Raw genomic sequence first — 13,624 nt, 5'->3', positions numbered from 1 at the left:
CCAACATCAGGCTCAGCCTTCCAGCAAGCCGTCGCGGGTTGCCTCAGTGGCAGAGCGGAGCCCGGCAATCGTTGGACCAGCCGCGAGGATTCCGCGGCTTGAGGTTGCCAGGACCGCCGGGTATGCCGCGCCGAAAGTGGCACGCAGATCCGCCGGCGTAGCTCCTTGCGCGCCCAGCCCGGGTGCCAAGATGGGCCCACGAACAGCGTCGAGGTCCAAGCCAAGGTCCACCAAGGCGGTGCCGATCGTGGCACCCACCACGAGACCGACGGACCCCATGGCGCCGGAGTAGCGGCGGTTCTCATCGGCCGCTGACTCGGCGATCCGCCGAGCCACCGATTCCGAACCGCCAACGTGCTGCACGGACTTGCCCTCGGGGTTGGACGTCAGGGCGAGCACGAAAACACCACGGCCGGACTCCGCCGCGAGGTCGAGCGCCGGACGCAGCGACTCGAAGCCGAGGTACGGGCTCAGCGTCACCGAGTCTGCGGCCAAGGCGGAACCATCCCGTAGCCAGGCGTCGGCATAGGCAGCCATCGTGGAGCCAATGTCTCCCCGCTTGGCATCGGCGATACTCAGTACTCCGGCATCGGATGCGGCCTCAAGGGTCCGCTCCAATACCGCCATTCCTGCAGAGCCGTGGCGCTCATAGAGCGCCACCTGCGGCTTGACCGCGGCAGCGAGCGTCGCCACGGCCTCCACGACGGTGAGCGAAAAGCGCTCCAGGCCGGCGACGTCGTCGTTCAATCCCCAGTCCGCCAGCAACCCCGGGTGCGGGTCAATGCCGACGCACAAGGGGCCCCGGGCGGCCATCGCGGCAGCCAGACGGGAACCGAACGGCTCCCGTCCCTGCTGCCCGGCTGCGGCAGACTCAGGCATTGACGGCCTCGGCTGCCGCGGCCTGCGAAGCTGACAGCGCAGCAGCGTGCTCCTGCAGGCTCGTCACCGACCATTCGTAGGTGCGCAGCGCCTCGATGGCCTGCACGGCGGCGTTGAACTCCGCAACAGTGGTGATGCAGGGGATGCCGATGGACGTCGCGGCAGCGCGGAGTTCGTAGCCGTCGCTGCGGGCTTCGCCGCCGGAAGGCGTGTTGAATACCATGTCGATCTCGCCGGCGATGATGAGGTCGGCGATGGTTCCTTCGCCTTCGGCGCTGCTGCCTTCCGCGACCTTGCGGACCGGGGTGGCCTGGATGCCGTTACGGCGCAGGACATCCGCGGTGCCGCCCGTGGAGACGATCTCGAACCCGAGATCGGACAAGCGCTTGACGCCCATGATCACCGAGCGCTTGTCGCGGTTGGCGACAGAGACGAAGATCTTGCCTTCGGTGGGCAGCGCGTTGTTGGCCGCGGCCTGGCTCTTGGCGAAAGCGGTGTCGAAGTGCTTATCGATGCCCATGACCTCACCCGTGGAGCGCATTTCCGGGCCGAGCAGTGAGTCCACTACCTTGCCTTCCGGGGTCCGGAACCGGCTGAACGGCAGCACGGCTTCCTTTACGGCAACCGGCGCGTCGAGCGGCAGGGTTGAGCCGTCGCCCGTTTCCGGCAGCATCTTGTAAGCGCTGCGCAGCTGGTTGATGGTGACGCCGGTACCGATCAGGGCCGCGGCCTTGGCCATTTGCACGCCCGTTGCCTTGGAGACGAACGGAACGGTGCGGGAAGCGCGCGGGTTGGCCTCGAGCACGTAGAGCACGTCGGACGCCAGCGCGAACTGGATGTTGATGAGGCCACGGACGCCGACGCCTTCGGCGATGGCCCGGGTGGCCGTGCGGACGCGTTCGATCACGTTGCTGCCGAGGGTGATCGGAGGCAGGACGCATGCGGAGTCACCGGAGTGAATGCCGGCTTCCTCGATGTGTTCCATGATGCCGCCGAGGTACATGTCCGTGCCGTCGAAGAGCGCGTCGACGTCGATTTCGACGGCGTCCTCGAGGAACCGGTCGATCAGTACCGGGTGGTCCGGGGTGATTTCCGTGGCGTTGGCGATGTAGCGCGAGAGGTTGGCCTCGTCGTAGACGATTTCCATGCCGCGGCCGCCCAGTACGTAGGACGGACGGACGAGGACCGGGTAGCCGATTTCGTCAGCGATCTTCTTGGCGTCCTCGAAGGACACGGCGGTGCCGTTCTTCGGGGAGATCAGTCCGGCCTGGTCAAGCACGCGGGAGAACATGCCGCGGTGCTCGGCAAGGTCGATAGCTTCCGGGGACGTACCCAGGATCGGCACACCGGCGTCTGCCAATTGCTGTGCGAGCTTGAGCGGGGTCTGGCCGCCGAGCTGTACGAACACGCCCATGACACCGCCCGTGCGCTCCTCTGCCGCGATGACCTCGAGGACGTCCTCGAGTGTCAACGGTTCGAAGTAGAGGCGCGTGGAGACGTCGTAGTCCGTGGAGACCGTTTCCGGGTTGCAGTTGACCATGACGGTCTCGTAGCCAGCCTTGCGCAACGCCATGGAAGCGTGGACGCACGAGTAGTCGAACTCGATGCCCTGGCCGATGCGGTTGGGGCCCGAACCCAGGATGATGACGGACGGCTTGGAGTGCAGGCCGACCTCATCCTCCTCGTCATATGCCGAGTAGTGGTACGGGGTGTACGCGGCGAATTCGGCGGCACAGGTGTCCACCGTCTTGTAGACCGGACGGATGCCCAGGGCCTGCCGGACGCCGCGGACAACGGCCTCCGGGTTGTGCGTCAAGGCACCGATCTGCTCATCAGAGAAACCGTGGCGCTTGGCGTTGCGGAGCATGTTTTCCGTCAGGGCACCGGCTTTGCGGATCTCGTGGGACATCTCGTTGAGCAGCTGCAGCTGGTCCAGGAACCACGGATCGATCTTGGTGGCTGCGTAGAGCTCCTCGACCGAAGCGCCGCCGAGCAGGGCGCGCTGGACCTGGTGGAGGCGGTCCGTCGTCGGGCGCTTGGACTTCTCGATGAGTTCCGGAACTTCCCATTCGGGAACGTGGCTGAAGTCCAGCTGCGAGCCCTTCTGCTCAAGGGAGCGAAGGGCCTTCTGCAGGGCCTCCGTGAAGTTGCGGCCCATCGCCATGGCTTCGCCGACGGACTTCATGGTGGTGGTCAGCGTGTTGTCCGCGGCCGGGAACTTCTCGAACGCGAAGCGCGGAACCTTGACGACGACGTAGTCGAGCGTCGGCTCGAACGATGCCGGCGTCTTCTGCGTGATGTCGTTGGGGATCTCGTCCAGGGTGTAGCCCAGGGAGAGCTTGGTGGCGATCTTGGCGATCGCGAAGCCGGTGGCCTTGGAAGCCAGCGCCGAGGAACGCGAAACACGCGGGTTCATTTCGATGACGACGACGCGTCCCGTGTCCGGCTCGATGGCGAACTGGATGTTGCAGCCACCGGTGTCGACGCCGACTTCGCGGATGACGGCGATGGAGATATCGCGCAGCCGCTGGTATTCGCGGTCGGTCAGGGTCAGGGCCGGGGCTACGGTGATGGAATCGCCTGTGTGGACACCCACCGGATCGAAGTTCTCGATGGAGCACACAACAACGACATTGTCGTTCTTGTCGCGCATCATCTCGAGCTCGTACTCTTTCCAGCCGAGGATGCTCTCTTCAAGCAGGACCTCGGAGGTGGGGCTGTACTGCAGGCCCTGGCCCACGATGCGGCGCAGGTCGTCCTCGTTGTACGCCAGGCCGGAGCCCAGGCCGCCCATGGTGAAGGACGGACGGACAACCATCGGGTAGCCGAGGTCTTCCGCCGCGGTCAGCGCTTCATCCATCGTGTGGATGATGTGGCTGCGGGCCGACTCGGCGCCGCAGCGTTCCACGACGCCCTTGAACTTTTCGCGGTCCTCGCCAAGTTCGATCGCGGCGATGTTGGCACCGATGAGTTCGACGTTGTACTTCTCGAGCACACCGTTCTTGTCCAGGGCGATGGCCGTGTTGAGGGCCGTTTGTCCACCCAGGGTGGGCAGGACGGCGTCCGGGCGCTCCTTGGCGATGATCTTTTCGACCACCTCGGGCGTGATGGGCTCGACGTAGGTGGCATCGGCGAACTCGGGGTCGGTCATGATGGTGGCCGGGTTGGAGTTCACGAGGATGACGCGCAGGCCCTCCTCTTTGAGCACCCGCAGGGCCTGGGTTCCCGAGTAGTCGAATTCGGCTGCCTGGCCGATGACGATCGGGCCGGAACCAATAACGAGGACGCTCTTGAGATCTGTACGCTTTGGCATTACTTGTTGTCCTCGTTCTTCGCGGAGTTCGATGTCTGAGTGTCGGCGGCCTGCGCGGCGTCCTGGCCGTTCTTCGTGCTCTCCATCAGGTCGATGAAGCGGTCGAAGAGGTAGGCGGCGTCGTGAGGCCCGGCTGCGGCTTCGGGGTGGTATTGGACCGAGAAGGCCGGGATGTCGAGGCAGGCGAGTCCTTCGACGACGTCGTCGTTGAGGCTCACGTGGCTGACCTCCACACGGCCAAAGCGCTCTTCAGGAGCCATCGTGGCGCCATCCATGGGAGCGTCGACGGCGAAGCCGTGGTTCTGCGAGGTGATCTCGACTTTGCCGGTTCGGCGGTCCATCACCGGCTGGTTGATCCCGCGGTGGCCGTACTTGAGCTTGTAGGTACCGAATCCGAGGGCCCGGCCCAGGATCTGGTTGCCGAAGCAGATTCCGAAGTACGGCATCTTCTCATCGAGCACGGAGCGGAGCAGCTTCACCTGGGCATCCGCGGTGGCGGGGTCGCCGGGGCCGTTGGACATGAAGAAGCCGTCAGGGTTGACTGCCTTGACGTCTTCAAGCGTTGCGGTGGCCGGCAGGACGTGGACTCGTACGCCGCGTTCGGCGAAGCGGACCGGGGTCATGGCCTTGATGCCAAGGTCGATCGCGGCGATGCTGAACTTCGGCTCGCCGTCCCAGCCATGGTCCGCGGGCTCGACGACATATGCTTCGTCGATGCTCACTTCTTCGGCCAAACGGGCGCCTTCCATGGGTGCGCTGGCCAGGACGGTGTCCAGGAGCTCCTTGTCGCTTGCCTTGGCCGCCTCGCCGGAGAAGATTCCTGCTCGCATGGTCTTGTGCTCGCGCAGGTGCCGGGTGATGGCACGGGTGTCCACGGCCTGGATGCCGACGATGCCCTGTTCAACGAGCTCTGCGTCGAGGCTGCGTTCCGAGCGCCAGTTCGAGGGGCGGCGCGCGGCGTCGCGGACCACGTAGCCGGCCACCCAGATGCGGCGGGACTCGGCGTCTTCCTTGTTCACTCCGGTGTTACCGATGTGCGGAGCCGTCTGGACCACCAGTTGGCGGGCGTAGGAGGGGTCCGTAATGGTTTCCTGGTAGCCGGTCATGCCGGTGGCGAAGACCGCCTCGCCCAGGGCCACACCCGTGGCGCCGTAGCTGCGGCCGCGGAACGTGCGGCCGTCTTCGAGGACCAGCACTGCCGCTGAGGACTCTGCTGGGTTGGTATTGCCTGCTACTGCATTGCTATCCGTCACTTTGTTACTTTCCACTATCGGCATCTGCCTGGGGGGCTGCAGAGATCAATTCTTGAAGTGCTTCGAGGAGCGGTTGCTTGTCGGCGGCGCGCCTGGGCCTGAATCCGGTATCGAGTTCGTGCTCTCCGAGCATCCAGCTCAAGGTCACGAGTCCATCCTTCTCCACGAACTTGCCGGCCATGCCGTTGGCGCTGCCGTAATCGGTCACGGCTTCCGCCGGAACGAACAATGGTGCGGTCCCCTTCCGGTCGAAGAGGACGCCTTCCGGATGGACGCTCATTTCCGCGTTCCCGCGGAAGCCAAGCCCGTGGACGGCTACCCGGTCAAGCCAGTCTCCCGCCGTTGTCGTGGCCACATACTGCCCTTCAGCCACAATGTCTGCCGGGCTGAGCGTTTCAGGTACGTCCGGAAGCTGCCCGAGGCCGGCCTGCCGCTTGAGCCTGCCGCGCCAACCTATCGCAATGAGTCCGGCCGCGACCGCGGCGAGAACCACAACGACGAGCAGGGAAGCAATCTTGGTGTCCATCAGTTGCTGCCGGCGCCGGCCGGCTCCGCTGCGTAGCGGTACGGCGTGTTGAGCTTTCCGTCCAGCACCGTCGGGTGGCCCTTGAAGAAGGTGGCGACGACGGCACCCGGCAGCTCTTTGCCCGCGAAGGGTGAGTTCCGGCCCATGGTCGCCATCTTATGCGGATCCACCGTCCACCGGGCAGCCGGGTCCACCAGGATGACGTTCGCGGGCTCGCCGGCCTCGAGCGGACGTCCCTGATCCGCCACACGGCCAATGGCCGCGGGAACGGTGGATGTGACGCGGGCGAAGTCTGCCCACGTCATGAGCCCGGTTTCGATCATGGTCTCCTGGACTACCGACAAGGCAGTCTCCAGTCCCGTCATGCCCATGGCCGCCTGGGCCCACTCGCACTCTTTGTGCTCGCTTGGATGCGGGGCGTGGTCCGTGCCGACGACGTCGATCGTGCCGTCCGCGAGCCCGGCACGGAGCGCCTGGACATCCGCGTCGGTGCGCAGGGGCGGGTTGACTTTGTAGACGGGGTCGTAGCTGCGGACGAGTTCGTCGGTAAGCAACAAGTGGTGGGGCGTGACCTCCGCGGTGACGTTGATCCCACGTTCCTTGGCCCAACGGAGGATCTCCACCGAGCCGGCGGTGGATACGTGGCAGACGTGCAGGCGCGAGCCGACGTGCTGGGCAAGGAGGACGTCCCGGGCGATGATGCTTTCCTCGGCGACTGCGGGCCACCCGGCCAGGCCGAGAACCGCGGAGACGGTGCCCTCGTTCATCTGGGCACCCGCAGTGAGGCGGGGTTCCTGCGCGTGCTGGGCGACGACGCCGTCGAACGCCTTGACGTACTCCAGGGCGCGGCGCATCAGCACGGGATCGTGGACGCAGATGCCGTCGTCGGAGAAGACCCGGACCTGGGCGCGGGAGTCTGCCATGGCCCCGAGTTCGGCGAGCTGCTCACCGGCGAGCCCGACCGTGACGGCACCTACCGGACGCACATCTACCCAACCGGAGGCACGGCCCAGGCTGTGGACCTGCTCGACGACGCCGGCGGTGTCCGCCACCGGGTTGCTGTTGGCCATGGCGTGGACCGCGGTGTAGCCGCCAAGGGCTGCCGCGCGGGTACCCGTTTCAACAGTCTCCGCGTCTTCGCGGCCAGGTTCACGCAAATGGGTGTGGATGTCGACCATGCCGGGAAGCGCCACGAGGCCCGCGGCCTCGATCACGGTGGCACCTTCGGCGGAAAGGACGGTGCCGCGCTCAGCGATGACGCCGTCGCGGATCAGCAGGTCCTCGGCGTCGCCACCCAGGATGGCCGCACCGCGGATCAAGTAAGTGCCTGTTGCGGTCTCGGTCATCAGTTGCTCTCCTTATCGGAACGGGCGGTGCCCGGCATGGGGGCGGCTTCACGGGAATCCCCCGAAAGCAGCAAGTACAGGGCGGCCATCCGGACCGAAACACCGTTCCGGACCTGAGCCAGGACCGTGGAGCGCGGCGAATCGGCGGCGGCGGAAGAAATCTCCAGTCCGCGGTTCATGGGGCCGGGGTGCATGATGATGGTGTCTTTGAGCCCGAGTTCGTCGAGGGCGCGCAAGCGGGCGTCGTCGAAGCCCCAGCGTCGCGAATACTCGCGGGTGGAGGGGAAGAAGGAAGCGTTCATGCGCTCACCTTGGACGCGCAGCATCATCATGGCGTCCACCCCGGCCTCGAGGGTCTCGTCGAGGTTGTAACTGACCTTGCAAGGCCAGTGTTCGACGCCGATCGGCAGCAAAGTGGGCGGCGCCACCAGGGTTACTTCCGCACCAAGGGTGCGCAGGAGCCACACGTTCGAGCGTGCTACACGGGAGTGCAGGACGTCGCCGGCGATGGCGACGCGCATGCCCGTGAGGTCCGCGCCGGTGGATGCCGAACCGTGCAACCTGGACCAGTGGCGGCGCATCGTGAACGCGTCCAGGAGAGCCTGCGTGGGGTGTTCGTGGGTGCCGTCACCGGCGTTGATGACGGCTGCGTCGATCCAGTCGGTGGCAGCCAAGCGGTGCGGAGCCCCGGAAGCCCAGTGGCGGATGACTACCGCATCGGCCCCCATGGCTGCGAGCGTCTGCGCGGTGTCCTTGAGGGATTCGCCTTTCGAAACCGAGGAACCCTTGGCCGCGAAGTTGATGACGTCGGCGGAAAGCCGCTTGGCCGCTGCCTCGAAGGAAATGCGGGTGCGGGTGGAGTCCTCGAAGAAAAGGTTGACCACGGTGCGGCCCCGCAAGGCCGGGAGTTTCTTGACCTCCCGGTCCCCCACGGCAGCCATCTCTTCGGCGGTGTCCAGGATCCGGATGGCGTTCGTTGCGCTGAGGTTCTCGGTGGAGAGCAGGTGTTTCATGCGCCTGCCTCGATCACTACTTCATTGATGGGCTGACCGTCCACCGAATCGAGTTCTTCAAGGTGGACCCGGACCTTTTCCGAAGAAGACGTGGGCAGGTTCTTGCCGACGTGGTCCGCGCGGATCGGCAGTTCGCGGTGCCCGCGGTCCACAAGGACGGCCAGGCGGACAATGCGTGGCCTGCCGAGGTCGATGATGGCGTCCAGGGCTGCCCGGATGGTGCGGCCGGAGTACAGGACGTCATCGATAAGGACAACAACCTTGTTGTCGATGCCGGACAAGGGCAGCTTGGTGGGGTACGGAGGCCTGGCGGGCTGGTGGGAAAGATCGTCACGGAACATGGTGACGTCCAGCTGACCAACAATTGCGGAGGCGTTGACGGATGGATCCGCGGCGGCGATTTTCCCTGCCAGCCGCACGGCCAGCGGATAACCGCGGCGCGGGATGCCCAAAAGAACCAGATCCTGGGAACCCTTGTTGGCTTCGAGGATCTCGTGGGCGATACGAGTGAGCGCACGGTCGATATCCGCGTGGTTGAGAACAACCCGGGACGGCACCGGCGCAGTGACTTCAGTCATCGCTCGTCTCCCCTTTCCCCGCCTCACGGGACGGAATTAAAAAAGGAACATTTGCTCTTCAAAATTACCACAGGGGCGAGGCCTGTCCGCTTCCGGCAAGGGCCGGTCCGTGCGTTATTGCTCACACCCGGCTAAAGCGAAGGGCCGGTGCCCGCGGTTTCCCGTGGCACCGGCCCTTCGTATGCTTACGATGCCGCCTAAGCGAGCAGGGAAGGCTTCAGCGTCTGCAAGCGGCCAAGGAGGCCGTTGATGAACGCAGGAGATTCGTCGGTGGACATGACCTTGGCCAGGGCTACCGCTTCGCTGACTGCCACGCCGTCCGGCACGTCGTCGTTGTAAAGGAGTTCCCAAGCGCCGATCCGCAGGATGATGCGATCGACCGCCGGCATCCGCTCCAGGGTCCAACCCTGGGCGTAGGTCTGCAGGAACTCGTCGATTGTGGGCTGCATGGCAACCACACCCTCCACGATGTCCACCGTGTACGGGTTGACCACGAGGTCGGTCATTTCCCGGCGGGCCTTCAAGACCTCGAAAGCGGAGGCGGAACGCTGCTCCGCCTCGAAGAGTACTTCGAGGGCCCTGTTACGGGCCTTACCACGGGCGCTCACTAGTCGTTGACCCGGCCCAGGTAGCTGCCGTCGCGGGTGTCTACCTTGACCTTGGTGTTGTTCTCAACGAACAGGGGCACCTGGATCTCGTAGCCGGTCTCGAGGGTAGCCGGCTTGGTTCCAGCCGAGGAGCGGTCGCCCTGCAGGCCCGGCTCGGTGTAGGTGATTTCGAGGACAACGCTCGGGGGCAGTTCGATGTAGAGCGGAGTGCCCTCGTGGATGGCGATGTTGACCATCTGGTTTTCCAGCATGAAGTTGGTGGCGTCGCCTACCGTGGCGCCGGAAACCGTGATCTGGTCGAAGTCCTGGGTGTCCATGAACACGAAGTCCGCGCCGTCCTGGTACAGGTACTGGTAGTCGCGGCGGTCAACCGTGGCAGTTTCGATCTTGAGGCCGGCGTTGAAGGTCTTGTCGACCACCTTGCCGGACATGACGTTGCGCATCTTCGTGCGCACGAACGCGCCGCCCTTGCCCGGCTTGACGTGCTGGAACTCAATGATGTTCCAGAGCTGGCCCTCGAGCTTCAGCACGGTTCCGTTCTTGATGTCATTTGTGGTTGCCACTAGTATCCTCTGGTTTCTTTCACTGGTGCTAGCTACCGCTTTAGCTACTGGTTTAGCTTCCAGCCGACTATGCCAAGCAGGCATGCCGTGACGGCCGCCAGCGCGTATTTATCAAAAATCCAAAGTCCATTCTACCGGCAAAATGCGATGTGCCAGCCCGCGCCTGTCTCAGGAGGCGAACTCGAGGACGTTCCGGGCGCGTTGCAGGGCCACAGCAGAGGAGTAGATCAGGGAAGCGTCAGCCGCCAAGGCGACGCGCAGATCCAAGGCCTTGGTAAACGACTCTGCCGCGGCGACGTGGTTGCCGGCCACAAAATGGGCCCTCCCCAGATACTGGTGGACGACCGGTTCCTTGGCGGTTCCGTGGACTTCGCCCAGTAGCTGGCGAAAGAGCTCCACGGCACGGTCAAAGCGGTTGGTGGCGCGGTGTAGTTCGGCTTCGAAGATCCGCAATTTGAACGACTCGGGATCGTTGTAGCGCGCCTCGGCCAACAGCTCTGCGGCTTCTCCCGGGTGGCCTTCGAGCATGAGCGCCATGATGCGGTCGGCGGGATCGCTGGACTCGGCCAGTGCGGACTGCATGGCTTCCTCGTTGACGATGGCGGGCAGGAGGGTGTCCGGGTTGGTGCGCACACCGGGAAACCCGCCCGTGGGCCAGTCACTGATGCTGCTGAAGGTCTCGGTGGTCATGATGCGATCTCCTGGTAGGCAGCGAAGAGCAACGAGGTGTCCGGAACGTCGAGGATCCCGGGCTTCGCGACGCCGTCGAGCACCACGAAACGCAAGAGGTCTCCGCGGGACTTCTTGTCACGGCGCATGCCGTCGAGCAGGCCCTGCCAGCGGTCCCGGCGGTAGGTGACCGGCAACCCGAGTCCCTCGAGGATGGTGCGGTGCCTGTCGGCGTCGACGTCGGAAAGCCGGCCGACGCTGCGGGCGAGCTCTGCGGCGAACATCATGCCGACCGAAACGGCGGCGCCGTGCCGCCACGAGTAGCGTTCCACGAGTTCGATCGCGTGGCCGAGTGTGTGCCCGTAGTTGAGGATTTCGCGCAAGCCGGATTCCTTGAGGTCTTCGGAAACCACCTTCGCCTTGACGGCGATCGCACGTTCGATAAGCTCACGGAGCACTGCCGAGCCCGGATCGGTGACCTCTTCCGGCTTGTTTTCGACTAGCTCCAAGATCGCCGGATCAGCAATGAAGCCGCATTTGATGACCTCTGCCATTCCGGAGATCAACTCGTTCTTGGGCAGCGTCTGAAGCGTGTCCAGGTCCGCGAGGACAGCCGCGGGCGGGTGGAAGGAACCCACCAGGTTCTTGCCTTCCGCCGTGTTGATGCCGGTCTTGCCGCCCACGGACGCGTCCACCATGCCAAGGAGGCTCGTGGGCATGTGGATGACCTTGACGCCGCGCAGCCAGGTGGCTGCGACGAATCCGGCGAGGTCGGTGACCGCACCGCCGCCGACCGCCACGATGGCGTCGGAGCGGGTGAAGTCGTTCTGGCCAAGCACTTGCCAGCAGAACGCGGCAACCTGGATGTGCTTGCCTTCTTCGGCGTCCGGGATCTCGGCGGTGAGGGCGGTGAATCCGGCAGCCTCAAGTTCGGCACGGACCGTATCGCCCGTAAGGCGCAAGGCACGCGGGTGAACCACCAGGACCCGCTTGACGCGCTCCCCCAGTTTCGCGGGAAGGGTCTCCAAGAGGCCGCGTCCGACGACGACGTCGTAGTTCTCGTTGGCGGACTGGCCAGTGACCTTGATGACAGTTGCTTCGTTGCTCACTTTTGCACTTCCTCTTTCAAGGCCGCGTATTCACGCAGTCTTTCCTCCACGTGGAGGGCGATTTCCGCCACGGTTCCGGACCGGACGTCGACGATGATGTCTGCAAGGCGTTCATAGACAGGACGCCGGGCTGCAAAAAGGGTCTCCCAGCGAGCCATGGCGTCGCCGGCCAGGAGTGGCCGGCCCGTGTTGCGGGCGATGCGCTCGGCGACAGTCTCAGCGTCGCACTCGAGGTAGATCACGGTGCAATCACCCAGCAGCTGCTGCGTGCCGGAATCGAGCACTGCGCCACCACCAAGCGAAACCACCGCGCCGTGGATGTTCGCAGCTTCGACGGCGCGTGCCACTGTCCTGGCCTCGATCTCCCGGAAGGCATGTTCTCCGCGACCGGCGAAAATATCCGCGATCGTGCCGTGGTGCTCAACGATGACGGCGTCCGTGTCCACGAAGGGCACGCCCAATTGCTGGGCGAGCTGCTGGCCAATGACCGACTTACCGACGGCCATCGGCCCAACCAAAGCGATCGCGCGCCCATAACCGGCGCCCGAGCTACTGCGGACCACTAGTGGCCGACCGAGTCCAGGGTTGCCGGAATGCTGTCCAGGTAACCCCGAAGGTTCCGGGCGGTCTCGGCGACCGAATCACCGCCGAACTTCTCAGCAACGGCCTCGGCCAGCACGAGGGCAACCATGGCTTCAGCCACGACACCGGCCGCCGGAACGGCACAGACGTCGGAGCGCTGGTGGTGCGCCTTGGCAGCCTCACCGGTGCTCACGTCAATGGTCTTCAACGCGCGCGGGACGGTGGCGATGGGCTTCATGGCGGCGCGGACACGCAGGACCTCGCCGATGCTCATGCCACCTTCAATGCCACCGGCACGGTTGGTCTTGCGGACGATCCGGCCGGTCTCGTCCTTCACGATTTCATCGTGCGCGGCGGAGCCCCGGCGGGCCGCCGTCAGGAAGCCATCGCCCACTTCGACGCCCTTGATCGCCTGGATGCCCATCAGGGCGGCAGCCAGGCGGGAGTCGAGGCGACGGTCCCAGTGCACGTAGCTGCCGAGTCCCGGCGGAAGACCGTAGGCCAAAACTTCGACAACACCGCCGAGGGTCTCGCCTTCCTTGTGTGCCGCGTCAACCTCGGCCACCATGGCGTCGGAGGTTTCTCGATCGAAGCAACGCAAAGGATCGGCATCGAGGGCCAGAACGTCGGACGGCACCGGGAGGGGGCGGCCTTCGGGCACGGTCACGCTCGCGATGGAAACAGTGTGGCTGACGAGCTCAATGCCAAGCTGCTTCAGGAATTGCGAAGCGACGGTACCCAAGGCAACACGCGTGGCGGTTTCCCGGGCGCTGGCGCGTTCCAGGACCGGGCGGGCCTCAGGGAACCCGTACTTCTGCATGCCCGTGAAGTCTGCATGGCCGGGCCGCGGACGTGTCAAGGGAGCGTTGCGGGCCTGGTCCGCGAGCAGCGCCGGGTCAACCGGGTCGGCAGACATGATCTGCTCCCATTTGGGCCATTCGGTGTTGCCGATCTGGATCGCGACGGGGCCGCCCTGCGTCACGCCGTGCCTGACGCCGCCGAGGATGCTCACTTCGTCCTGCTCGAACTTCATCCGGGCGCCGCGGCCATAGCCTAGACGGCGACGCGCCAAGGCGTCACGTATTTCCTCGCTGGTGAGTTCAACACCGGCGGGGACGCCTTCAATAATTCCGAGCAGTGCCGGGCCATGGGATTCACCGGCAGTCAACCAACGCAACATATATC

13 protein-coding genes are annotated in these 13,624 nt (G+C 65.0%); all 13 read right to left on the bottom strand.

Annotated elements, in window-relative coordinates; all coding sequences use genetic code 11:
- Positions 1-12: 12 nt before the first annotated feature.
- A complete protein-coding gene (gene pyrF / locus AC1DJW_RS07415; RefSeq protein ID WP_476901054.1) occupies positions 13-879 on the bottom strand; it encodes an orotidine-5'-phosphate decarboxylase in 867 nt (288 codons plus the stop codon).
- Entirely contained in the window at positions 872-4,192 is a 3,321-nt protein-coding gene (gene carB, locus AC1DJW_RS07410; protein ID WP_459340541.1) for a carbamoyl-phosphate synthase large subunit, read from the bottom strand. The genes pyrF and carB overlap by 8 nt, the downstream gene beginning before the upstream one ends.
- On the bottom strand, positions 4,192-5,469 hold the full coding sequence (gene carA, locus AC1DJW_RS07405; RefSeq protein WP_390277372.1) for a glutamine-hydrolyzing carbamoyl-phosphate synthase small subunit: 1,278 nt from the start codon (positions 5,467-5,469) through the stop codon (positions 4,192-4,194). The genes carB and carA overlap by 1 nt, the downstream gene beginning before the upstream one ends.
- Positions 5,450-5,971 (bottom strand): PH-like domain-containing protein, encoded by a 522-nt coding sequence (locus AC1DJW_RS07400; protein WP_459340540.1) that lies wholly within the window; start codon positions 5,969-5,971, stop codon positions 5,450-5,452. The genes carA and AC1DJW_RS07400 overlap by 20 nt, the downstream gene beginning before the upstream one ends.
- Entirely contained in the window at positions 5,971-7,317 is a 1,347-nt protein-coding gene (locus tag AC1DJW_RS07395) for a dihydroorotase (protein ID WP_476901053.1), read from the bottom strand. Before AC1DJW_RS07395 ends, AC1DJW_RS07400 begins: the two co-directional genes overlap by 1 nt.
- Positions 7,317-8,330: an aspartate carbamoyltransferase catalytic subunit gene (locus tag AC1DJW_RS07390; RefSeq protein ID WP_284755675.1), complete on the bottom strand. Its 1,014-nt coding sequence runs from the start codon at positions 8,328-8,330 to the stop codon at positions 7,317-7,319. Before AC1DJW_RS07390 ends, AC1DJW_RS07395 begins: the two co-directional genes overlap by 1 nt.
- Complete coding sequence (pyrR, locus tag AC1DJW_RS07385; RefSeq protein WP_284755677.1) at positions 8,327-8,908, bottom strand: bifunctional pyr operon transcriptional regulator/uracil phosphoribosyltransferase PyrR; 582 nt, start codon at positions 8,906-8,908, stop codon at positions 8,327-8,329. Before pyrR ends, AC1DJW_RS07390 begins: the two co-directional genes overlap by 4 nt.
- Before the next feature lie 197 nt (positions 8,909-9,105).
- Complete coding sequence (nusB, locus tag AC1DJW_RS07380) at positions 9,106-9,516, bottom strand: transcription antitermination factor NusB (RefSeq protein WP_059389192.1); 411 nt, start codon at positions 9,514-9,516, stop codon at positions 9,106-9,108.
- Entirely contained in the window at positions 9,516-10,079 is a 564-nt protein-coding gene (efp, locus tag AC1DJW_RS07375; protein WP_028267136.1) for an elongation factor P, read from the bottom strand. Before efp ends, nusB begins: the two co-directional genes overlap by 1 nt.
- 168 nt (positions 10,080-10,247) lie before the next feature.
- Positions 10,248-10,769, bottom strand: coding sequence for a tetratricopeptide repeat protein (locus AC1DJW_RS07370; RefSeq protein ID WP_284755680.1), 522 nt, complete (start codon positions 10,767-10,769; stop codon positions 10,248-10,250).
- The gene (gene aroB, locus AC1DJW_RS07365) at positions 10,766-11,857 is read right to left on the bottom strand and encodes a 3-dehydroquinate synthase (RefSeq protein WP_269992120.1); all 1,092 of its coding nucleotides are present in this window, start codon (positions 11,855-11,857) and stop codon (positions 10,766-10,768) included. The genes AC1DJW_RS07370 and aroB overlap by 4 nt, the downstream gene beginning before the upstream one ends.
- On the bottom strand, positions 11,854-12,420 hold the full coding sequence (locus AC1DJW_RS07360) for a shikimate kinase (RefSeq protein WP_284755683.1): 567 nt from the start codon (positions 12,418-12,420) through the stop codon (positions 11,854-11,856). Before AC1DJW_RS07360 ends, aroB begins: the two co-directional genes overlap by 4 nt.
- Positions 12,420-13,619, bottom strand: coding sequence for a chorismate synthase (gene aroC, locus AC1DJW_RS07355; protein WP_284755685.1), 1,200 nt, complete (start codon positions 13,617-13,619; stop codon positions 12,420-12,422). Before aroC ends, AC1DJW_RS07360 begins: the two co-directional genes overlap by 1 nt.
- Positions 13,620-13,624: the final 5 nt, after the last annotated feature.

Source organism: Arthrobacter sp. 05L417 (genome assembly GCF_056397865.1).
This window is presented reverse-complemented; position numbering and strand designations above follow the sequence as displayed.